Annotated in this window: 24 protein-coding genes, 1 pseudogene and 1 other annotated feature; of the genes and pseudogenes, 6 read left to right on the top strand and 19 right to left on the bottom strand. The window is 57.0% G+C overall.

Annotated elements, in window-relative coordinates:
• Window positions 1-81: 81 nt before the first annotated feature.
• Both T518_RS03650 and xylB read right to left on the bottom strand, forming a co-directional pair.
• A complete protein-coding gene (locus tag T518_RS03650) occupies window positions 82-1,473 on the bottom strand; it encodes a sugar porter family MFS transporter (protein WP_211248175.1) in 1,392 nt (463 codons plus the stop codon).
• Between the two features lie 61 nt (window positions 1,474-1,534).
• The gene (xylB, locus tag T518_RS03645) at window positions 1,535-3,058 is read right to left on the bottom strand and encodes a xylulokinase (RefSeq protein WP_248617149.1); all 1,524 of its coding nucleotides are present in this window, start codon (window positions 3,056-3,058) and stop codon (window positions 1,535-1,537) included.
• Window positions 3,059-3,456: 398 nt separating this feature from the next.
• Here xylB and T518_RS03640 point away from each other — a divergent pair, with 398 nt between their 5' ends.
• Entirely contained in the window at window positions 3,457-4,950 is a 1,494-nt protein-coding gene (locus tag T518_RS03640) for an L-fucose/L-arabinose isomerase family protein (protein ID WP_036375329.1), read from the top strand.
• 142 nt (window positions 4,951-5,092) lie between these two features.
• On the opposite strand, the gene T518_RS03635 is transcribed toward T518_RS03640, so the two are convergent.
• The 4 genes from T518_RS03635 to T518_RS03620 all read right to left on the bottom strand — a co-directional run bounded on the left by T518_RS03635 (window position 5,093) and on the right by T518_RS03620 (window position 7,299).
• On the bottom strand, window positions 5,093-5,713 hold the full coding sequence (locus T518_RS03635) for a hypothetical protein (RefSeq protein ID WP_162177199.1): 621 nt from the start codon (window positions 5,711-5,713) through the stop codon (window positions 5,093-5,095).
• A gap of 5 nt (window positions 5,714-5,718) precedes the next feature.
• Window positions 5,719-6,282 (bottom strand): hypothetical protein, encoded by a 564-nt coding sequence (locus tag T518_RS03630; RefSeq protein ID WP_036375323.1) that lies wholly within the window; start codon window positions 6,280-6,282, stop codon window positions 5,719-5,721.
• Window positions 6,283-6,391: 109 nt separating this feature from the next.
• Entirely contained in the window at window positions 6,392-6,970 is a 579-nt protein-coding gene (locus T518_RS03625; protein WP_036375487.1) for a DNA-3-methyladenine glycosylase I, read from the bottom strand.
• An 11-nt stretch (window positions 6,971-6,981) separates the two neighbouring features.
• Complete coding sequence (locus T518_RS03620) at window positions 6,982-7,299, bottom strand: TIGR04076 family protein (RefSeq protein WP_036375321.1); 318 nt, start codon at window positions 7,297-7,299, stop codon at window positions 6,982-6,984.
• A 338-nt stretch (window positions 7,300-7,637) separates the two neighbouring features.
• Between T518_RS03620 and T518_RS03615 the strand changes: the two are divergent.
• The 5 genes and pseudogenes from T518_RS03615 to T518_RS03595 all read left to right on the top strand — a co-directional run.
• Window positions 7,638-7,904, top strand: a pseudogene (locus tag T518_RS03615) (IS607 family transposase); the annotation flags it as partial.
• 17 nt (window positions 7,905-7,921) lie between these two features.
• The gene (locus tag T518_RS03610; protein ID WP_036375318.1) at window positions 7,922-9,178 is read left to right on the top strand and encodes an RNA-guided endonuclease InsQ/TnpB family protein; all 1,257 of its coding nucleotides are present in this window, start codon (window positions 7,922-7,924) and stop codon (window positions 9,176-9,178) included.
• 242 nt (window positions 9,179-9,420) lie between these two features.
• A complete protein-coding gene (locus T518_RS12440) occupies window positions 9,421-9,573 on the top strand; it encodes a hypothetical protein (RefSeq protein WP_353936033.1) in 153 nt (50 codons plus the stop codon).
• Between the two features lie 127 nt (window positions 9,574-9,700).
• The gene (locus tag T518_RS12435; protein WP_278741924.1) at window positions 9,701-9,889 is read left to right on the top strand and encodes a hypothetical protein; all 189 of its coding nucleotides are present in this window, start codon (window positions 9,701-9,703) and stop codon (window positions 9,887-9,889) included.
• A gap of 30 nt (window positions 9,890-9,919) precedes the next feature.
• Window positions 9,920-11,299 (top strand): DUF389 domain-containing protein, encoded by a 1,380-nt coding sequence (locus T518_RS03595; RefSeq protein WP_036375310.1) that lies wholly within the window; start codon window positions 9,920-9,922, stop codon window positions 11,297-11,299.
• 48 nt (window positions 11,300-11,347) lie between these two features.
• On the opposite strand, the gene T518_RS03590 is transcribed toward T518_RS03595, so the two are convergent.
• The 13 genes from T518_RS03590 to T518_RS03530 all read right to left on the bottom strand — a co-directional run bounded on the left by T518_RS03590 (window position 11,348) and on the right by T518_RS03530 (window position 21,337).
• Window positions 11,348-12,031 (bottom strand): TerC family protein, encoded by a 684-nt coding sequence (locus T518_RS03590; RefSeq protein ID WP_036375308.1) that lies wholly within the window; start codon window positions 12,029-12,031, stop codon window positions 11,348-11,350.
• Window positions 12,032-12,265: 234 nt separating this feature from the next.
• Window positions 12,266-12,652, bottom strand: coding sequence for a C-GCAxxG-C-C family protein (locus tag T518_RS03585; protein ID WP_036375304.1), 387 nt, complete (start codon window positions 12,650-12,652; stop codon window positions 12,266-12,268).
• A gap of 42 nt (window positions 12,653-12,694) precedes the next feature.
• Window positions 12,695-13,216: a YaiI/YqxD family protein gene (locus tag T518_RS03580; protein ID WP_081828405.1), complete on the bottom strand. Its 522-nt coding sequence runs from the start codon at window positions 13,214-13,216 to the stop codon at window positions 12,695-12,697.
• Window positions 13,217-13,320: 104 nt separating this feature from the next.
• The gene (locus T518_RS03575) at window positions 13,321-13,866 is read right to left on the bottom strand and encodes a hypothetical protein (RefSeq protein WP_162177197.1); all 546 of its coding nucleotides are present in this window, start codon (window positions 13,864-13,866) and stop codon (window positions 13,321-13,323) included.
• A gap of 101 nt (window positions 13,867-13,967) precedes the next feature.
• Entirely contained in the window at window positions 13,968-14,363 is a 396-nt protein-coding gene (locus tag T518_RS03570; RefSeq protein WP_036375301.1) for a VOC family protein, read from the bottom strand.
• Window positions 14,364-14,428: 65 nt separating this feature from the next.
• Window positions 14,429-14,845 carry a UPF0158 family protein gene (locus tag T518_RS03565; protein ID WP_036375299.1) on the bottom strand — a complete coding sequence of 139 codons (417 nt, stop codon included), beginning with the start codon at window positions 14,843-14,845 and terminating at the stop codon, window positions 14,429-14,431.
• Window positions 14,846-14,966: 121 nt separating this feature from the next.
• On the bottom strand, window positions 14,967-15,857 hold the full coding sequence (locus T518_RS03560) for a prephenate dehydrogenase (protein WP_036375297.1): 891 nt from the start codon (window positions 15,855-15,857) through the stop codon (window positions 14,967-14,969).
• Entirely contained in the window at window positions 15,854-16,867 is a 1,014-nt protein-coding gene (gene aroF / locus T518_RS03555; RefSeq protein ID WP_036375295.1) for a 3-deoxy-7-phosphoheptulonate synthase, read from the bottom strand. Before aroF ends, T518_RS03560 begins: the two co-directional genes overlap by 4 nt.
• Window positions 16,868-16,917: 50 nt before the next feature.
• Window positions 16,918-17,148 (bottom strand) — a binding site (T-box leader).
• A 134-nt stretch (window positions 17,149-17,282) separates the two neighbouring features.
• On the bottom strand, window positions 17,283-17,735 hold the full coding sequence (locus T518_RS03550) for an N-acetyltransferase (protein WP_036375293.1): 453 nt from the start codon (window positions 17,733-17,735) through the stop codon (window positions 17,283-17,285).
• Between the two features lie 12 nt (window positions 17,736-17,747).
• Window positions 17,748-18,407, bottom strand: coding sequence for an endonuclease III (gene nth, locus T518_RS03545; RefSeq protein ID WP_036375291.1), 660 nt, complete (start codon window positions 18,405-18,407; stop codon window positions 17,748-17,750).
• Between the two features lie 146 nt (window positions 18,408-18,553).
• A complete protein-coding gene (locus T518_RS03540; RefSeq protein WP_036375288.1) occupies window positions 18,554-19,915 on the bottom strand; it encodes a PFL family protein in 1,362 nt (453 codons plus the stop codon).
• Window positions 19,916-19,971: 56 nt separating this feature from the next.
• Window positions 19,972-20,241, bottom strand: a complete 270-nt coding sequence (locus T518_RS03535) for an ACT domain-containing protein (protein ID WP_036375285.1) — start codon at window positions 20,239-20,241, stop codon at window positions 19,972-19,974.
• Between the two features lie 496 nt (window positions 20,242-20,737).
• Window positions 20,738-21,337, bottom strand: coding sequence for a hypothetical protein (locus tag T518_RS03530; RefSeq protein WP_036375283.1), 600 nt, complete (start codon window positions 21,335-21,337; stop codon window positions 20,738-20,740).
• Window positions 21,338-21,649: the final 312 nt, after the last annotated feature.

Below are 21,649 nucleotides of genomic sequence, written 5' to 3'. Positions count from 1 at the left end.
AGAACGTATCGTCATATCATTCATTTTATAGGACAATGCGTCTCCACAAAAGGACATCTGTCCCTAATCGCTTTCAGGCACTCAGCAGCCGATATCGCGCAGCTTCTTGCCAGACATGAGGTTCTTCTCAATCTGCTCGAGCGTGACGTTCTTCGTCTCCGGGACAAAGGCCATCGTCAGGACGATGAAGAAGCCGTTGAGGAAGGCGTAGAGCCAGAAGGTATGTGCCGAGCCGAGCGTATCGACGAGCGAGAGGAACGTCGCACCGACGATAGCGCAGGTGATCCAGTTCGTCATCGTCGAGCAGGCAATGCCGAACTCGCGGCTCTTAAGCGGCTGAATCTCAGAGCAGAGGACCCAGACAATCGGGCCTGCGCTCATGCCGAAGCCTGCGATGCTGACCATCGTCATGACGGCAGCGAAGTACGATACCCAAGCCGGTGCCGTGCCGGATTCCAGCATGGACATGCAGATGCCGACAGCAGCCATCGAGAGTGCCATGACACCAAAGCCAATCTTCAACGCCGGCTTGCGGCCGGATTTATCGACCATGCCGATGGCGATGAACGTGGAGAGCGTGAAGACGATACCGTTGAGGACCGTGCCGATCATCTGGTCTTCCGTGCTCGAGAAGCCCGCAAGGCTCAGGATCTTCGGCGAATAGTACATGATGACATTGAAGCCTGTAAACTGCTGCATGGCCTGCAGGAGTACGCCGAGGAATACGGCGCGGCGGACATTCTTGTTGGTCTTGAAGAGATGCCAACCAGCCTGCTTGACCTTGAGGGCATCCTTGATATCAGCGAGTTCTTCTTCTGCGACCTTGGCACTGGCGTGCAGCGAGTTGAGGACTTTCGAGGCTTCTGCGAAGCGGCCTTTCGTCGCGAGCCAGCGCGGGCTATCCGGCAGGCGCGAAACGGTCAGGATGAGGATGATAGCCGGGATGGCGATGACCGTCAGCATCATGCGCCAGTCGCCCGTATAGCTGAAGGCCGTATCCGAGAGGAAGGCGGCCAGGATGCCGACCGTGACCATGAGCTGATAGCCCGAGATGACCTTGCCGCGCGCATCCTTATCCGACATCTCCGCGAGGTACAGCGGTGCCGTGTAGGAGGCGATGCCGACCGAGAGGCCGAGGATCAGACGGAAGCCGATGAGCATCGAGGCATTTGCCGCCATGCCAGAGCCGATGCAGCCGACGATGAACAGAGAAGCGCCGATGATCAGGCTCTTCTTGCGGCCGATGCCGCGGGCAAGGAACGAAGCAATGATTGCACCTGTCGCAGCGCCGACCATCATCGAGCTGACGACCCATTCCTGTTCCTGGCTCGAGAGCCCCCATTCCTGGCTGATGAACGGCAGTGCGCCCGAGATGACGCCTTGGTCAAGGCCGAAGAGCAGGCCGGCCATGCCAGCCGCGAAGTAAATGCATTTGCGAACCCATGATGCGCGCTTCTGTGCATCGGTTTCCATCTTGTTATCCATGATTCCCTCCGTCATTCTATACACTCCTTTATCCTATACACCATCTATCTCATAGAGCAGCCAAATCCTCGTAGCAATCCTTGAGCTTCTGATAGAGCTTCTGATAGAGCGCGTGACCCTTCTCGTAGTAGGCATGCGCTGCGGCATCGGGCTGGCACCAGGTGTCCTGCTCGATGAACTCCTTGCAGGCCGTCTGCACATCGGGGAAGATGCCTGCTCCTACGCCTGCGAGGATGGCAACGCCGAGTGCCGGGCCTTCCTGCGCCTTGATCGTCTTGACTTCGCAGCCGTACATGTCTGCGAGCATCTGGCGCCAGACGCGGCTCTTGCCGCCGCCGCCGCAGGCCATCATCTCCTTGACATTGACCTTCATCTCGCGCAGGATGTCGAAGCAGTCGAGCAGCGAGTAGCTGACGCCTTCCATGACGGCGCGCAGCATGTCGGCCTTCGTGTGGATGGCCGAGAGGCCAAAGAAGACGCCGCGGCAGTTCGGGTTGAGGTGCGGCGTGCGCTCGCCCATCAGGTACGGCAGGTAGATCAGGCGGCGGCTGCCGATTGGCACCTTCTCGACATCCTGGTTGATGAGGTCGTAGGAGTCGCAGCCGAGGCGCACGGCCTTGTCTTTGTAGGCTTCTGCGAGATTGTCACGGAACCAGCGCAGCGAGAGGCCCGCCGCCTGCGTGACGCCCATGACGTGCCAGCAGCCCGGCACGGCGCAGCAGAAGGTGTGCACGCGGCCCTGCGGGTCGATGCGCGGCTCGCTCGTATGCGCGAAGACGACGCCGCTCGTGCCGATTGTCGTGAAGGCCCGCCCGTCAAAGACGATGCCCGTGCCGACAGCTGCCGCTGCGTTGTCACCGGCACCGCCGACAACGACAGTATCTACTGACAAGCCCGTCTTTTCCGAAAATTCTTTGCTGATGGTGCCCGTGACTTCCGGGGACTCATAGACTTTCGGCAAGAGAGCCTTGTCGATCTCGAGCTTCTCAAGCACTTCATCCGACCAGCAGCGATGTGGGATATCGAGGAGCTGCATGCCGCTCGCGTCGGAGACCTCCGTCGCGTACTCGCCCGTCATGCGGAAGCGGATGTAATCCTTCGGCAAGAGGATGTGACGGCAGCGGCGGTAGTTCTCCGCCTCGTGGTTGCGGACCCAGAGAATCTTCGAGGCCGTGAAACCCGTCAACGCCGGATTCGCCGTGATCTCGATGAGGCGCTTGCGGCCGACGCGCTCCGTGATTTCCTCGCATTCCTTGCCCGTGCGCTGGTCGCACCATATGATGGACGGGCGGATGACCTCGTTCTTCTCGTCGAGCATGACGAGGCCATGCATCTGCCCCGAGAGGCCGATGCCCTTGATGTCCTCCGACGCAACACCTGAGTCCTTGACGACCTTGCGGATCGTCACCAGCACCGCATTGTACCAGTCGAGCGGCTCCTGCTCTGCCCAGCCATTCTGTGGCTGGTAGAGTGGATATTCCTGAGAAGCCGACGTGACGACATGACACCGTTCATCAAATAAGACCGTCTTCGTCGCCGAAGTGCCGATGTCAATACCGATCAGATAACGCATGATTCCTTCCTCCTTGGTGCCCGCCTTTGTTTTGCGTGCACATGAACGCTTTTCATGTACTCAATATAGCACAAGAAAAACCAGTCGTCAATACGATAATTCAATTTTTATTTCATCGCAATGTGTGTAATTTCCTCGCATATCCATTCGTTATACCTCTCAAATTCATGATTTCGCCGCTCTATATTGGCGCTTATATGGAAGAAAAACGCATTTCAGCTGCAAATCTGGCAAAAATAAAATAAAAATCGAATCAAACAATTGACAAACCAGAAAAGAGGTGCTATTCTAATAACCGTGATGAGCGTGCACATGCACGCCAATAAAACGACAAGCAACGGCGCGGGGCACTCCCCAGAGCCACCGCAGCCCAATCTGTATCAAAGGAGCGTTTCACCATGAACATGAGCAACATCCCGGATCTCAAATGCGGCATCATCTCGGTCAGCCGCGACTGCTTCATCATCTCCCTCTCGGAGAACCGCCGCCAGGCCATCGTCTCGGCCTACGAGAAGAAATACGGCGACCTCTATGAAGTGAAGAAGACCGTCGAGAACGAGAAGGACATGCTGGCCGCTGTCAAAGAAGCCAAGGACGCCGGCTGCAATGCCCTCGTCGTCTTCCTCGGCAACTTCGGTCCGGAGACGCCGGAGACGCTGATCGCGCGCGAGTTCGACGGCCCGGTCATGTACGTGGCAGCAGCTGAAGAGACAGGCAAGAACCTCATCAACGGCCGCGGCGATGCTTACTGCGGCATGCTCAACTGCTCCTACAACCTCGGCCTGCGCCACCTCAAGGCATTCATCCCCGAGTATCCGGTCGGCACGGCGGAAGAGCTCGCCGATATGATCGCCGAGTTCCAGCCGGTCGCACGAACGCTGCTCGGCCTCAAGGACCTCAAGATCATCACATTCGGCCCGCGCCCGCAGGACTTCTTCGCCTGCAACGCCCCGATCCAGCCGCTCTACGACCTCGGCGTCGAGATTGAGGAGAACTCCGAGCTCGACCTGCTCGTCGCCTACCGCGCCCACGAGAACGACCCACGCATCAAGGACGTCGTCGCCGACATGACGGCAGAGCTCGGCACGGAGGGCGGCAACCCGTATCCGGATCTCCTGCCGCGCATGGCACAGTATGAATTGACGCTCATGGACTGGATGGAAGAGCACAAGGGCGCGCGCAAGTACGTCGCGTTTGCCAACAAGTGCTGGCCAGCTTTCCCGACGGAGTTCCGCTTCGAGCCGTGCTACGTCAACAGCCGCCTCGTCTCGCGCGGCATCCCCGTCGCCTGCGAAGTCGACATCTACGGTGCCCTCTCCGAGTACATCGGACTCTGCGTCTCGCAGGATGCCGTCACGCTGCTCGACATCAACAACTCCGTGCCGAAAGATCTCTTCGAAGCAAATATCAAGGGCACGAAGGACTACACGCTCCAGGATACCTTCATGGGCTTCCACTGCGGCAACACCCCGCTCTGCAAGCTCCGCAAGGGCGGCGTCAAGTACCAGCTGATCCAGAACCGCCTGCTCGAGGACGGCAATACGCCGGACATCACGCGCGGCACGCTCGAGGGCGACATCGCCGACGGCGACATCACCTTCTTCCGCCTGCAGAGCACGGCTGACGGCCAGCTGCGCGCCTACATCGCTGAGGGCGAAGTCCTGCCAGCTGCCACGAATTCCTTCGGCGGCATCGGCATCTTCGCCATCCCGGAGATGGGCCGCTTCTACCGTCACGTCCTCATCGAGAAGCGCTTCCCGCATCACGGCGCCGTCGCCTTCGGCCACTTCGGCAAGACGATCTTCTCCATCCTCAAGTACCTCGGTGTCGGCGATGTCTCCTTCAACCAGCCGAAAGGCATGCTCTACCCGAGCGAGAACCCCTTCGCCTGATCCTCGTTCCTCCTGTTCTCACTCCGACTCTTTCCCAATCAAAAAGCTCCCGGCATATGCCAGGAGCTTTTTTGCTTGCTGCATCAGTCGAGCAGCAAGCTCTTTTCTTTTTCATACTGTGGCACGCGGATCTTTTAGGCGCTCACCGCCCTTCCTCATCGCGTTCCCACAGCTTGCAGAGGATGGCGTCATGGCGGTCCCAGAAGCCGGTCTGCTGCATGGCCGCGGCTTGGAGGCGCGGGAAGCTGGCGATAATCTCCAGTATGCTGCGCTCGGCAAGCTCGACGAAGCTCTCGTAGGTCAGCTGCAGGAAATGCCTGCGGCTGTCGATAAGGCTCGCGCCGTGCTGCGTGTCGTAGGGCATGCCGGGTACAAGCTCATCGTAGGGCGGTTCAGCCTCATCTTCATCATGCGGGAAGAACGGGCTCATCGTGACCATGAGCTCCATGCCGTTGACGCTATCGCCGAGTTCATTCCAGTCTTCCAGGTCATCGATATCCGCTTCCTCAGTATCATCGTCTTGCTCAGGGCTGACCGCTGCTTTATCACCCGATGCATCGCCTGTATCCGGCTCATCTTCAGTCAGCCACTCGATCTGGATATCGTAGCAGACATCGCCGATGCGCACCTGGCCGAAGTACTCGCCGCCCGGAAGGACAGCCTGCCAGTCATTCAGCAGGCGCCAGCGCAGCTCCAGAAAGTCGGCCAGCGTGAAGTGCGACCAGTCCACCTGCATCGCTTCTTTCTCCTCTCCCCTATGCATGCTGCTCATGGATTCTGGTCCACAACGGCTTCAATCAGGATCGTCGTGACCTGCTTCTCCGGATTGACCGCCTTGAGGAACGTCCACGTGCGCTGCGTCTCCTCACGCGGTAGGCGGGCGGCCAGCAGAGTGTCATTCGTCAGGGCGAGGCGGTCGAAGGCCTGATTCGCAAAGAAGAGATTGTTCTCGTCGGCCTTGAGTCCCAGTGCCGTCAGCGTGCAGTCAAAGACGACGCGCAGCTTCTCCTGCTCCGCCGCATTGATGGCACCGTGATGCGCGATGACGATGTTCGAGAGGCGGCCGGCCTGGTTCGCATTGAGAATCATGACCGTGCCCGCATCGATCCCGGCAAAGTACGAGATGTAGTTCCCCTGCACGCGCTTCGTCAAGTCGCCCGCGATCGGGTAGGCACTGATCTTGTTGTAGGCCGCAGCGAAGCCGTCCGCATCCAGGCTGTCCTCCAGCTGCACCTTTGTCTCCGTCAATTCATTGAGCCCCGCCGCCTGCGTGACCGAGATCGACGCCACCAGCAGGAGCAGCGCCAGTAAGCATGTACTGATTTTCTTCATGATGATTCCCCTTCACAAATACATGACATTGTATGGATTACCTATAGATTCTACCACACCCGGAGAACAATCTCCATCCTCATGCAAAATTCTCTCCCCGTCATGCAGCTCATACCGAAAGACAGGTTCCAGAAAGAAAGCAGCCGGGTTCATGTGACTCGATGACGCCGACGGCCTGCAGGTACGAGCAGATCGTGGTCGAGCCGACGAACTTCATGCCGCGCTTCTTTAGGTCTTTGGCCAAGGCATCGGATAGCGGCGAGGTAGTCAGGCCGCACTCGTGCACAGTTTTTCCTTCCGTCCACCGCCAGAGATAGCAGTCAAAGCTGCCATACTCCCGCTGGATTTCCCGGAAAACGCGCGCATTCCCTACGGCCGCCTCGATCTTGCGGCGATGGCGGATGATGGCATCATCTTGCATCAGTCGCTCGACATCCATTGCCGTAAATGCACAGACCTTTTCCAGATGGAAGTCTGCGAAAGCGCGTCGGAACCCCTCGCGCTTGTTTAGGACGCATTCCCACGAAAGACCGGCCTGGAAGCATTCTAAGAGCAGCATCTCAAAGAGCTTTCCATCGTCATGCACAGGCCTGCCCCATTCCTCGTCGTGATAGCGGACATAGCGTTCATTCTTTGGATTGGCCCAGAAGCAGCGCTGCCTGCCGTCCGGCCAGGAAAGATGTTCCATATATCTATCCCTCATTTCTCAGCGTCTTCATCCAATGCTTCCAACAGGAAGCTCACCGGGCGAAAGCCATCGTTGCACGAAAGCATCGCGGAACGGGGATTCTTCATCCATCCCTCATAGAAATCTTCCGCACCGTGCGCGAGTCCCATGACGAACGGCGACATCGTCTCCCAGGCACTCTCGCAGAGCCCTTCCGGCCGCTGCCAGCCATTCGCGATGAATACCTGCCCTTCCTCCATCGCGCAGGCATCCTCCATCGGATTCTCGTACTTCGCCATGAGATCCTCATAGCAGGCCTTGCGCATCACCGTAATCCGCACCTTTTTCATCGTCACCCTCCCAAAATACGATCACTTGGATCTATCTCATACCGAAGTCTATCACATCGGGGATAAAAAACCAAGACATCAAACCAGTACAGTGTATCCGATGGATGTGAGAATTTGCATTTAAACTGTAAATCTGATATAATAGAAAAAACATATTGGATTACAAGGCGGAGTCTGTTCACCGACAGGCTCCGTCTATTTCTTTATAAGGGGGCTTTTTATTGTATCGGACAAATTTACAGAAAAATATAGTAAAAATATAAAATCAACCTCACAAAATATATAGGTTATTATATTAAAACACGTTATAATTATCTATAGAAAAAGGTGATTTCCATATGTTTGCTAAAGATGTTCTTCACATCTTGCAGGTTTCTAGGCCGACGCTCACGAAGTATGTCAAGACAGGGATTATCCGTGTCCATGTCATGCCGAACAGCCACTACGACTACAACGAGGAAGATGTCTACAAGTTCCTCAACAAAGACATGCAGCGCAAAACCTACATCTATGCCAGTGTCTCTACGCCAAAGCAGAAGGCTGACCTCAAAAACCAGATCCAGCTGCTCAAGCAGTTCTGCTTTGCAAATGGCTATACCATCAATCAAGGAGGCGATAGCGGATGATGAAACGAGTGGAACACCACCGGCTTAAACCATCGTCGCCGTTCTACGCCATGCTGCGCGAATTCTGCCATCGTTCCAAGAACCTCTACAATCATGGAAACTTCCTGATCCGTCAGGCGTTCCTCGAGGATAGCAAATGGCTGCGCTATGGCGAAGTCGACCGCTTGCTGAAGGCTGACGTAAAGTACCCCGACTATCGGGAAATGCCGACTGCACAGACGGCACAGCAGACGCTGCGTATCTTGGACAAGAACTGGGCATCGTTCTTCGCGGCCATCAAGGACTGGAAGGCCCATCCCGAGAAGTACAAGGGACGTCCTAAACTGCCGAAGTACAAACCGAAGGACGGCTATTTCCCGTTGGTCCTGACGAACCAGAACTGCAAGCTCAAGGACGGAGTCATTCGCTTTCCAAGAGTCTTTCAAGGATTCACGGTAAAGACCATCTTCTCTAGTCAGCCAGATGCTGTGTTCAAGCAGGCACGCATCATCCCGCATGGCGGGGAAATCGATCTGGAACTCGTCTATGAGATTCCAGAGGTCGATGAGAAAGCGGACAATGGAAAATATGCCGCTATCGACATCGGCATCGACAATCTCGTGGCGCTGGCATGGAATACAGGCAAACGCCCTGTCCTTTTCAAGGGGACGCCTCTCAAGTCAGTCAACCAGTACTACAACAAGCAGATGGCCAAGCGCAGGAGCATCTGTGAGCGGATGAATGGATGCCATTCATCGAAGCGAATCGCGCGGCTCACAGCGAAGCGGAATCGCAAGGTTGAGGATTACTTGCATAAGGCAAGCCGCAAGGTCATCGACTTGTGCACAGAACAGGATGTGTCGGTGCTGGTCATCGGCAAGAACAAGGGCTGGAAACAGGAAGCGAACCTCGGCCACAGGGTCAACCAGAGCTTTGTGCAGCTGCCTTTCGCCCGCTTCATCCAGATGCTGCAGTACAAGGCCGAGTCAATCGGCATGAAGGTCGTGCTGACTGAGGAGAACTATACGAGTGGCACTTCCTTCTTGGATGGCGAGGCCCCGATCAAAGCCTGCTATGACAAATCACGCCGGGTTCATCGCGGCCTGTTCTTGGCAAACGATGGCCAACGCATCAATGCCGATGTCAATGGTGCCTACCAGATCATGCGAAAAGTATTCCCGAATGTGAACGCAGACGGGATAGAGGGCGTAGCGTTACGCCCAGCTGTAGTAACTCTTTCGATGAGCGCTCGTCGCAGCTCAGGCTGCGCCTGATGTGAGAAAGAGTGAACAGCGAAATTTATTAAAAATAAAAATATTATTATTTGTTATTTATAATAAATATAACGTCGTTATACCGAGTCTTATCATCATTGCATCAGTTGCACTGGGATGCATCGTGGTGCCTGAGGGCGCGAAGGCCGTCATGACCTTCCTCAAGCAGGAACTGTTCAATTCCTTCAGCTGGATCTACATCCTCAGCGTGGCCTTCTTTTACCGAGAACATCGGCTACTACTTGACGCACATCGTAGAGCTGTCCTTCCGCACCTTTGCCTATGAGAGCACCAAGGAAGAGTGGTTCACGAGCTGGACCATCATGTACTGGGCCTGGTGGACTACAGGCGGAATTCGCGAAGAACGGGATTGCGGCGCAGGTCCGCAGCGGTGAAGAAGACGGGCTCCCGTACTGCGAACTCATCGTCGAGAGCGGCCGTCTCCGCGACTTCCTTTACGGTGTCGGCTGCAAGGAACACGCCGTCTCCAAGATGGTCGTCTCCTCCAGCCTCCTCCCGAAGATGGATACGGTAGATGACTTCGAGCCGGTCTGCTACTTTGCCGACGGCAGGCGCGGCTACAGCCTCAAGTACATGCGCCGCGAGGAACTGCTGACCGATGTCCTGCACCAGTACGAGCGCTATATCCGCATGATTGCCAACAGCAAGCATAATCTGTACCTATTCGACAAGAAGAATGATGAGACGTAATCTCTCCTGTGAAAGGTGATGTGAGATGAAATGATGTGGCGTGATCTATTCAATCTAAAGGGAGGCGCCGCCTCCATCCAAGAAATCAACCAGCGCATCCTTGCGGATGCGACGGTATCGGGGACGAATCTCATCGTCCTCGTCATGGCCATCATGATTGCCTGTGTCGGCCTGAACATGAACAGCGTCGCCGTCATCATCGGCGCCATGCTGATCTCCCCGCTCATGGGTGGGATCGTGGCCATCGGGTACGGCATGGCCACATACGATGTGCACTTCATCCGTCAGTCCATGATCAAGCTCGCCTTCCAGGTGGGATTCGCCATCCTGACGGCCTCCCTCTACTTTGCCATCTCGCCGCTGGCCTACTCGACGGACGAGCTTCTGGCACGCACCTCGCCTACCATCTGGGATGTCATCGTCGCCCTGTGCGGCGGCATTGCAGGGGCCGTCGGCAATACGCGTCAGGAAAAGAGCAATGTCATCCCCGGCGTAGCCATCGCTACCGCTCTGATGCCTCCGCTCTGCACAGCCGGATACGGGCTGGCATCTGGCCATTACCCCTTCTTCCTCGGCGCGATGTACCTCTTTTTCATCAATGCCTTCTTCATCGCACTCGCAGCCTTCCTCGTCTTCAAAGTCCTCGGCGTCCCATCGCATGGTGATGTCGCAGCCTCACAATTCCAGCGGCAGCGAATCATCCTGGCGGCTCTCGGCATCTTGATCACGGCGCCGAGCATCTATCTCGCCTATCAGATGGTCGAGGAGAATCTGCGCGACATGCAGGTCAAGAGCTTCATCAGCGAGGACATGGACTTCCAGACAACGAGCGTTGTCTCCTACACCGTAAAGGGCCACGTCCTCACCGTCGATCTCGTGGGCACACTGCTGACCGAGAAAGAGATTGATGCCCTTCAGGACGAACTGCACGCGCGCAACAGGCTCCAAGACCTCGAGCTCGTCGTCATTCAGGGGCAGCGCGAACTCGACCGCGAGCAAGTCCAGAACCTCATCAATGCGCGGCTCGAGAAGCAGAGTACTTCCGAAAAGGAAGTCTCCTACAAGAACCTCTCCGCGCAGTATTACCCGGCCTACAAGCGCGCGAGCGCAGACCAGCAGACCATCGAGCTCCTCACCCAGCAGGCCCCCCTTCTCTTCCCCGAGGTCCTGTCCATCCAGGGCGGCACATTGACATCCGTAACGCCCCAGAAGGATCAGCCAAAAACGGAGAACAAAGTGGACCACAAGCGCTTCATGGTCGAAGTCATCGTCAAAGAGCCGCTCCGCCCAGAAGAAGCCGACCGCTTGCAGAAGTGGATTGCCGCACAGGTCGATATGCCCGTCCTCATGACCGTCCAGACTGCAGATCATCCCAGTGACTTCTACGGCGACGGCATCGCCTGGCCATAAAAAAACCTGCCTTCACCATCAAGGTGAGGGCAGGTTTTTTCTCTAGGCTCAAGCCGTCTGGCTCTTGGCGCGGCGGCTCATGCAGAAGCCGGTGAGGATGACGCCTACGGCGAGGACGGCCTGGATGGCAATGGCTGCCCAGTCGCCGACGGCGCTCGTGATCATCGTGCCGAGGATCTTGTCGTGGGCGATCATAGAGCCAGCCGTCCAGCCTAAGAGGCCTGCACCCGCGTAGAGCACGACGGGAAAGCGGTCCATGATCTTGCCGATGAGCGTGCTGCCGCCCACGATGATCGGGATGCTGACGAGGAAGCCGAAGACGACAAGCACGAAGCTGCCATGCGACGCACCGGCGATGGCCAGCACGTTGTCGACACCCATCGCAGCATCGGCGATGATGATCGTCTTCACGGCACCCATGAGGCTGTCCGACGCCTCAACATGCTCGTCCTTCTTCTCCGGCACGAGCAACTTCACCGCAATCGGCAAGAGGATCAGGCCGCCGATGGCCTGCAGGTACGGGATGGTCAAGAGCCATACGGCCACGAGCGTCATGACGAGGCGGATGATGACGGCACCGGCCGTGCCGATGAGGATCGCCTTCTTGCGCAGATTCTCCGGCAGTTTGTTCGCCGCCATCGCGATGACGACAGCATTGTCGCCGCCGAGCAGCAGGTCCATCAGGACGATCGTGCCGAGGGCCATGAGGAATTGCATCGATAAGATTTCCATGTGATTGATTCCTTTCTCCAGGTATCCATAAACAAAAAGAGACTTCCGCATGGTATCCGTGAACCGGGTATCATGCGAAAGTCTCACCTATTACATCCGTAACGCTACCACCAGCCGCTCGCGCGGCATGCTTGTTGACGGCAGACCAAAGAGGTTACTCCCCTTCGCTATTCGCTTGTAACATCAGTATAGCAGACCGACGTCCCTATTGTCAATCTGCCGCAGCAGGAAATCTCATCTAAGACGCTGCTCTGCCGCGCGCACGGCATAGCGCACGCAGTCGTCACAGGAGCAGAGCATCCTGCCCGTCTCGATGCCCTTGAGGTCCTTGCAGATCGTGGCACCGGCTTTTTCCTGGAACTCGTGCAGGAGTTCGCGCATGATGGCCGCCGTCGGCTTGCCGCTCTTGTTGCAGAGGCCCATGACCATGCTCGCGCCGCAGAGCGCCCCGCACGTCGCCTCCGTACAGCCCATGCCCATGCCAAAGCCCGAGCCGAGCGCCCGGAGCTCCTCCTCCGGCCTTTCGAGCTCATCGGCGAAAGCCAGCAGCACCGCCTGTGCGCAATTGCAGTCCTTGTGTTTATACGCCACGGCCTTTTCAGCCTTATCGTTCATTTCCATGATATGCTCACCTGTTTCCTTTGCAAAATACATTTCTTCCCATTATAGACCATCTGCATCATCTTGCAAACCATCTTCACGCACGGCATTTCCCGCAATGGCTGCAGCCGTTGCCCGGGCTGCCGCCACCAGCTGCAAGAGCCGTTCGAATTTCTGCGCAAACTTCTCGTCATCCGCCGCGGTGCGCTTGTGCGGTCCTTTGCCGTGGAACTTTGCCGAAGCGCGCCGCGCCTTCTTCATGACGTGGCGTTCCATGAGCAGGCGGTCGATGTTCTCCTCTGTGTACTGCCAACCGTTCTGATGCACGGCATAGGCCCGCTTGCCGAGCGCAAGCGCTGCCACGCCATAATCCTGCGTCACCACGATGTCGCCCGCGCGGCAGAGATTGATCAGCGCAAGATCGACTGCATCCGCACCAGCCCCGACAACCCTGACCTCGCTGTAATCCGATGATAGGATGTGATTCGTATCGCAGAGCAGCACAACGGGCACATTGTATTTCCGCGCTACAGTCTCAATCTGATGCACGACCGGACAGGCATCTGCATCGACAAAAATCTTCAAAAACATACGCCTCCTTGATGGATATATCTTCCCTACAGAATGTAAAAGCCGCCATATGCAAGACATAAAGGCATATGACGACTTCTATAGAATTATCCAACTGTTCAATTTGGCAGCAGGTCAGCCTGCATCTCATCGAGCATCGCCTGTGCCTGCTGCCAATCCGCATCATGCATGCCCGCAACGGCGAGTTCACGACTGGCCTGCTGCAGGAGCGGCATGATGGCATGAAGGTCATCCTGGCGCAAAAGGCACGCCTCTGCCTGCAGGAGCGTGAAGCGGGCGCGGTCGACCGGTGTGCTGCTGTCGAGCACGGCTAGCGAAGCCGTGATGGCCGCTTCGCTGTAGCGCCCGTCGTGCATGCACTTGTTGAAGAGCAGTTCACTCGTGCGGAGCGGCGTCTGATGGGCGCGGTTGTCGCGGATGGCCGCCTGCGTGATCCTGTACTGATCGTCGCTGATGACCGCCATCTCGCGGTACTTGAGGAAGATGCGGTTCTTCAGGCCCGCTCGGGCGCGGACGGCCCGGCTCAGGCCATTGTCACGCTCATCCGCTATCACAGATGCAGCAGCATTCTGAGCAGGGCTCGTCGGCTGTATCGCCTGTGCCGCAGCAGCTGACGAGGATGCTCCTGTGTACAAGCAGGTCATCAGCAATACAGACAGGCAGAGCGCTTGCCGGAATTTATCGCCCCCCTGCGCAGGCCTATTGCCATCCGTGTCGACAAAGATACGCATTGTCGCCCATTCCCTCAGCATTCCTTGAAGAACTCGATGGTCTCACCGCACGGCCCGACAGCAAAGGCGATGCGGACAGGGAACGGCGTCTCTGCAGGGATGGTCAGATCATTCGGCTCAACGGTAATCTTATAGCCTGCCTCGCGGACGGCCTTGACGCAGGCGTCCGGATCGTCCGTAGCGAGTGCGAAATGGCGCACGGATCCCTCAACATGGTTCTCGCCGCCCTGGGCGAAGATCTCGATGAGGCCGGCGCCTGTATCAAACATGATGCCGGCCTCATCGCCCTCACCCCAGCTGCGCTTGACGGGCAGCCCGAGGACATCCCGATAGAAATGGATGGCTTCCTGGAATTCTGCCTGGCAGCTGCACTTGAGTGCCGCATGATGCAATCCCTTGATCAATGACATAGAAAAGACCTCCTAATTCTACACAACTTACCATTTATTTATGCGCACCGGGTACCGGGACGCCATCACGGCTCCCGGTACTCGACAGCATTTTCCTCACACCAGTCGCGCGCTGCCTTCATCAGGTACTCCTGTTTGAACGCTTCCCATGCGGGCTTCAGCAGCAGATGGCGGACCTGATGGCGGAAGCGCGTCACGGCGCCTGCTCCCTGCAGGGCAGTGAGCAGGCGCTCTTTGACCGCTTCGCGCGGGCGCGATTCCGCGAACGCACGCATCATCGCCGCCTCATCCCCGTCCATGATATTCGGGATGGGGATATAGCGCTCCCAATCCTCTTCCATCACCATGGCATAGTGCATAGCATCGCGCTCGGCGAGGTCATCTGCCATCATGATGACTTTGCCCGCCGCGGTGTCGACATAGCCTTGACGCACATCGGACTGAGCAAAGGCCGCTGCTAATTCCTTTAAATCGACTTTCATTAAGTGTGTCACCTTCTGTCTTATGCGTTTATTTTTATTATACTATGCTAACACAATAATGTCAGCAAGAGAAATACCCATGCGCTGGGATGCGTCTCATCCCGGCACATGGGCAGAAAAATCAGTTGGGATCGAATTTCTTGCTGGCATCCTGCAGGAGGTGATCGCGCAGCTGCTTGGAAGCCGCAAAGTAATCGTGAACGGCCTGACGGTCGTGATGCTCGACAGCCGTGATGACCTCGCCGAGGATGGCCTGCAACTCACGCAGGTCGCTCGCGATGGCCTCGCCGTTCGTCATGCAGATATCGGCCCACATGTCAGCATTCGACGAAGCGATGCGCGTCGTGTCGCGGAAGCCGCCGCCGATGAGCTTGATGCAGGAGTCGCGGTCATCGCCAGAGCGGTTGAGCAGAGTGACGAGCGCAGCAGCCGTGACATGCGGCACGTGGCTGATGACAGAAGCACAGCGATCGTGCTTGGCGATGTCGAGCGTCGTGAAATTCGCGCCCGTGTACTTGAGCACGCTCATGAGCTTCTTGTGGGCCTCAGGCGGAGCGCCCGTGTCCTCGACGATGACATATGCCTTGCCAACAAAGAGGTCCTTCATCGCGGCATCGACACCGCTCTTCTCGCGGCCCGTCATCGGATGGCCGGCGATGTAGTAGATATCATCTGGCAGGATCTTCTGCAAGTGCTGCCAGATGTAACCCTTCGTGCTGCCCGCATCCGTCAGGATGCAACCTTTCTTGAGGTACGGCAGGATCTTTTCCACCATCGGCACGATCTGCAGGACAGGCGGGCTCAAAAAGACGATGTCAGCATCGGAAACGACCGACTCGATATCGGCCGAGGCATAGTCGACGGCACCGAGCGCGACGGCGCGGTCCATCGAGGCCTGATGGCGGCAGAGCCCCGTGATGTAGATATCCTCGCCGAGCTTGTCCTTGAGGCAGAGACCGAGCGAGCCGCCAATGAGGCCGACGCCGATGATGGCGAGTTTCAGACGGCTCATAACGTACGCCCCATGACTGTGCAAATCTTGCCGAGCTCACCCATCAGGGCATTGAAGTTCTTCGGCGTGAGGCTCTGGTCGCCATCGGAGAGCGCGACTTCTGGATGCGGGTGCACCTCGATAATCAGGCCGTCGCAGCCAGCGGCGACAGCGGCGCGCGCCATCGGGCGGACCATCTCCCAGCGGCCCGTGCCGTGGCTCGGGTCGACGATGATTGGCAGGTGCGAGAGTTCCTTGATGGCCGCGACGGCGCTGAGATCCAGCGTGTTGCGCGTGAATGTCTCGTAGGTGCGGATGCCGCGCTCGCAGAAGATGACCTGATCATTGCCGCCCGCCATGATGTACTCTGCAGCATTGAGCCACTCGCTGATGGTCGCTGCGAGGCCGCGCTTGAGCATGACCGGCTTCTTGGCCTTGCCGAGCGCTTTGAGGAGCTGGAAGTTCTGCATGTTGCGCGCGCCGACCTGGTAGACATCGGCGTACTTGCCGACGAGCTCGATGTCGTCCTTGTCGACGATCTCCGTGACGACCTTGAGGCCTTCTTCATCAGCTACCTCGCGCAGCATCTTGAGGCCTTCTTCGGCAAGGCCCTGGAAGTCGTACGGGCTCGTGCGCGGCTTGAACGCACCGCCGCGCAGGAACTTCGCCCCGCCGGCCTTGACAGCCTTGGCAGCTTCACGCAGCTGCTCGATGCTCTCGACCGAGCACGGGCCGGCCATGACGACGACTTCCTTGCCGCCGATCTTGACGCCGTCGACATCGACAATCGTGTCCTCCGGATGGAAGTGACGGCTGACGAGCTTGTATTTCTCGGTGATGCGCACCGTCTTCTCGACGCCCTCGAGCATGCTGACCTCGAGGTTGGCGATCTTCTTGCGGTCGCCGATGACGCCGATGATCGTGCAGTCCTCACCGGTCGACAGATGTGCCTTGAGGCCGACCTGATGCAGGCGCTCCTCGACTTTCTGGATGTTCTCTTTCGTGGCATCTGGTTTCATGACAATGATCATAATGATTTCCTCCTGACAATCCCCCGAAGAATAGAAAAAGCCCGCCCCTCTACAGGGACGAGCTGATATACCCGTGGTACCACCCTGCTTGCCGATGCAAGCCTCTCACTTCGGATACTGACATACCCTAGCCTCTGGTAACGGTGGCGCTCCGGCGGGACCTACTCTCTTCAGCCTGCTGCTCCTGAGCGTATTTCATCCCCTCTCCCTGCGCTGTCACACCAGCCCAGCGCTCTCTTCAAGGAAGTCATGGGATTACTTCTCTCATTCTCTGCATTTCACTTGATGTATACTACCATACCAGATTTGTTACAGAATGTCAATGCATTCTCGCCAGGATTGCCCAAAATTGTACAATCAAGGCAATCCCCGCAAACATGTATTGCACCGATTACGCGTATCGCACAGACGGCAATCAGACGCGGACCATCGCGATCTCATCGCAGTTCGGGAACTTCGGGCAGTCGATGCATTCCTTCCAGACCTTGTGCGGCAGTTCTTCTTTCGTGATCGTCTGGAAGCCGAGCTTCTGGAAAAAACCTGGCTTGTAGGTCAGCGTGAAGTACTTCTCGACGCCGAACACATCGCCTTCCTCGATGAGGCGGCGCACGATCTCCGCACCGATGCCCTGGCGCGTCATGTCAGGCGCCACGGCCATCGTGCGGATCTCGGCAAGGCGGTCCCAGATGATGTGGAGCCCGCCGACACCGACGACCTTGCCCTCGTCATCGATAGCGACAATCATGTCGCGCAGCGTCTCATAGAGCGTATTGCGCGAGCGCGCGAGCATGACACCGTCCGTCGCATAGTCGTTCACGAGATGGTATATCTCCTCAATATCGGCAAAGGTTGCCTTCCTGTACTCCATATTCTCTCTCCTTTACTTGGTCTTGGTGTCGCTGCCGGCGAGCGGCTCTGCGCTCGGGCAGACGGGCGCGAGCGGGCAGATGTCACAGGCGGGCTTCCTCGCCTTGCAGATCTTGCGGCCGTGCCAGATGAGCCAGTGATGCGCATCCGACCACTTCTCCTTCGGGATGTTCTTCATGAGGCCCTGCTCCACGGCCAGCGGCGTCGTGCCCGTCGCGAGCTGCAGGCGGTTCGCGATGCGGAAGACATGCGTGTCCACAGCGATGGCCGGATGATGGAAGGCCACGCTCATGACGACATTGGCTGTCTTGCGGCCGACGCCCGGCAGCCGCTGCAGTGCGTCAAAATCATCCGGCACCTGGCCGCCGAACTCCGTGCAGAGCATCTGGCAGGCCGCGAGGATGTTCTTGGCCTTGTTGCGGAAGAGCCCGCAGTCGCGGATCTCATTCTCGAGTGCCGCGAGGCCCATCGCCATGATGTCCTCCGGCGACTTTACTTTCGAGAAAAGACGCTTCGTCGTGACATTGACACGCTTGTCGGTGCACTGCGCCGAGAGGATGACGGCAATCAGGAGCTCGAATGGGTTATGGAAGATGAGTTCCGGCTTTGCCCCGCGGTATGTCTCCTCGAGGATGGCCAGCTGCTCTTCCCGTATCTTCTTCGTTACACGCATGCAATCCACTTCCTGTTCTGCAAAATGGCAAAAATGGCAAAAGGAAGGGCCCAATCCATGAATTGAGCCCTTTCTGAGTTTCACGATTTATTCTATTATAGCAGATTCCAGGCGTCTGGCAAGTGACAAGCGCCCGGCAGCTGGCATCAGTTCGTCAGGCTGCGGATCGGTGCGGGGATGCGACCGCCGCGCGCGATGAAGGCCTCGGAGCTGTACTGATTGCGCACCGGCACGATCGGGCAGTAGCCGAGCAGTCCGCCGAACTCGACCATGTCGCCGACCTTCTTGCCCGGCACAGGGATGACGCGGACAGCCGTCGTCTTGTTGTTGATCATGCCGATAGCCGCCTCGTCGGCGATGATGCCCGAGATCGTCGCAGCCGACGTATCGCCCTCGATGGCGATCATGTCGAGGCCGACCGAGCAGACGCAGGTCATCGCCTCGAGCTTCTCGATGGAGAGGCTGCCCTCAGAGACTGCATGGATCATGCCCTCGTCCTCGCTGACCGGGATGAAGGCACCCGAGAGGCCGCCGACGTGCGAGGAGGCCATGAGGCCGCCCTTCTTGACCGCATCGTTGAGCAGTGCGAGGGCTGCCGTCGTGCCCGGTGCGCCGCAGCTCTCGATGCCCATCTCCTCGATGATGCGCGCGACACTGTCGCCGACAGCCGGCGTCGGTGCGAGCGAGAGGTCGATGATGCCGAACGGCACGCCGAGGCGCTTCGACGCCTCGCGCGCGACGAGCTGGCCGACGCGCGTGATCTTGAAGGCCGTGCGCTTGATCGTCTCCGCGATCTCCGTGAAGTCCGCGCCCTTGAGGTCCTCGAGAGCGTGCTTGACGACGCCTGGCCCCGATACGCCGACGCTGACGACCTTATCCGCCTCACTGACGCCGTGGAAGGCGCCCGCCATGAACGGGTTGTCTCCCGGCGCGTTGCAGAAGATGACGAGTTTCGCGCAGCCGAGCGCCTGCTGGTCACGCGTGAGCTCTGCCGTGCGCTTGACGACTTCGCCCATCTCGCGCACGCAGTCCATGTTGATGCCCGTCTTCGTCGAACCGAGGTTCACCGAGGAGCAGACGAGGTCCGTCGTCGCGAGGGCCTGAGGAATCGAGTTGATGAGCACGCGGTCGCCGTGCGTGAAGCCCTTCTCGACGAGTGCCGAGAAGCCGCCGATGAAGTTGATGCCGATTTCCTTGGCGGCGCGGTCCATCGCCTCAGCGACCGGCACGTACGAGTCAGTCTTGCAGGCATCGGCCGCGATGGCAATCGGCGTGACCGAGACGCGCTTGTGGATGATAGGGATGCCGTACTCCGTCTCGATGTCCTCGCCCGTCTTCACGAGGAATTCCGCCGACTTCGTGATCTTGTCGTACACGTTCTGGCAGAACTTATCGATATTCGGATGCGCACAGTCGCGCAGCGAGATGCCCATCGTGATCGTGCGGACATCGAGCTTGTTTTCCGTAATCATGCGGTTTGTTTCTAAAATATCATCTATCGTTATCACAGGGCTCTTTTCCTCCTAAACGTCATAAAAAGCCAATCCGGAACAAGTGACGCCGCTCAGACATTGTGCATGACATTGAAGATGTCTTCATGCTGTGCCTTGATGTCGACATTGATCTCCTTGCCCTTCTCCTTGAGCGTCTTCTGCAGCTCTACGAGATTGATCTTGCTCGCGCTGATCTCCGCAATCATGACCATGTTGAAGAAACCATCCATGATATTCTGATTGATATTGAGGATGTTGACATTATTCTCGGCAAGGATCTGGCTGACCATCGCGATGATGCCGACGCGGTCCTTACCAACAACAGTTACTACGAGTTTCATTTACACATTCTCCTTACTGTTTACTGTCCAAAAGTATAACACCGTTTGTAACAGGTGGAACAATGTCCCCACACAAACTATTTCTTTCATTATAGCAAGGCTTGATGAAAAAACCAATAGATGTCGTGAAATTTCTCGACGCTTTGCACCTTGTGTAGATAAATTGTATACAAAAAAGGCGAAGAACGCCGTGTTCTCCGTCTCATTTCGTACTATTCTTTCATATGCGCTTTATCTGGCAGAATCATGCATTCCAGCTGATGACTTTGCCCAGAGCCTCTACGTTTGCATAGGACTTGAATACGCGCTTGATAATCTTCTTCATGGAAAAACCTCCTATCTTTTCGCGGTTTCACCCGGGATCTGATGATATGATTACCATAACACAACACAAATTCCACGTCAATACAGCAAAAAGAAGAAGTTTTCTTAAAAAGTTTCTCTATTTTCGCGCATTTAAACCAATAAACCGCAGCATGCGCTGCGGCTCATCCGTTCAAGCCTTCTGCAGGACGAAGCTTATCCCATCGGCCGTGCTGACTTCGTAATCGGTCGAAGAAAGTATGCCCGCGACGAATCTGCTGCGCAATGCCTGGTAGACGGCGGGGCTGCCTTCGACTTCCGTCCAGTAGTGGCTGTGCACATCCGCCGTCTTATCCCAGCGGAACGTCTCGGCCGTCTGGTCGCGCATCATGTTGACGCCATCACACGGCATGCCGTCGACGAGGTGTGTCGTCAAATACTGGAAGAGCTCGCCCGCCCCAGCATCGGCCGGCGCAGCCTGCTCCCTGCCCACTTCGTACGCCAGCTCCTCGAGCACAGCGAGACGCTCCGGATGGCCGAACAAGAGCTCCGTGACGAGTGCCGCCAGGCGATGCTCGACATCCGCGATGCTCTTTGAGAGCCAGCCGTGGATATTCGAGACGTCGATGATCGCATCGAGCGGGCGGTCCTCGCGGCTGCAGTACGCATCAAGTGCACTCGCCTCGGCCCAGCCCTCCGCAGCAGCGCGCTTGGCGATCTCTGCGATGAGCTGCTCCTGCAGCTGATTCTTCCCGTATACCATAAAGTGGATGGGGGCTAAAAACATGCTCATAAAAAGTCCTCCTGTATCTCAGTCATGCAACGGCGCATATACCATATACAATGGCCCGGCAATCGTTTGTTAAGATCTGTTATGTCAAGGTTTCATCCATGTAAAAAAAGGGGGAATGAATGCTATGCTTGATATTCTACCTGCAACATGTTTCCCCCGCCGTGACTTCTGTTACACTTTCGCTCTTTTTCTTGCTGATTCTCGTTCTTTCTTGACTCTCGTAGAAAATTTCTTTATAATAAGTATATATTTATGATATGGATTAGAATTTATTTTATTTATCTATCCATCAAGAAAAGTGAGGTATGATTT

Source organism: Mitsuokella jalaludinii DSM 13811 (assembly GCF_000702905.1).
In the GTDB taxonomy this organism is placed as follows: domain Bacteria; phylum Bacillota; class Negativicutes; order Selenomonadales; family Selenomonadaceae; genus Mitsuokella; species Mitsuokella jalaludinii.
Note: the sequence above shows the minus strand (reverse complement) of the source record. Positions and strands in the feature narration are given on the sequence as shown.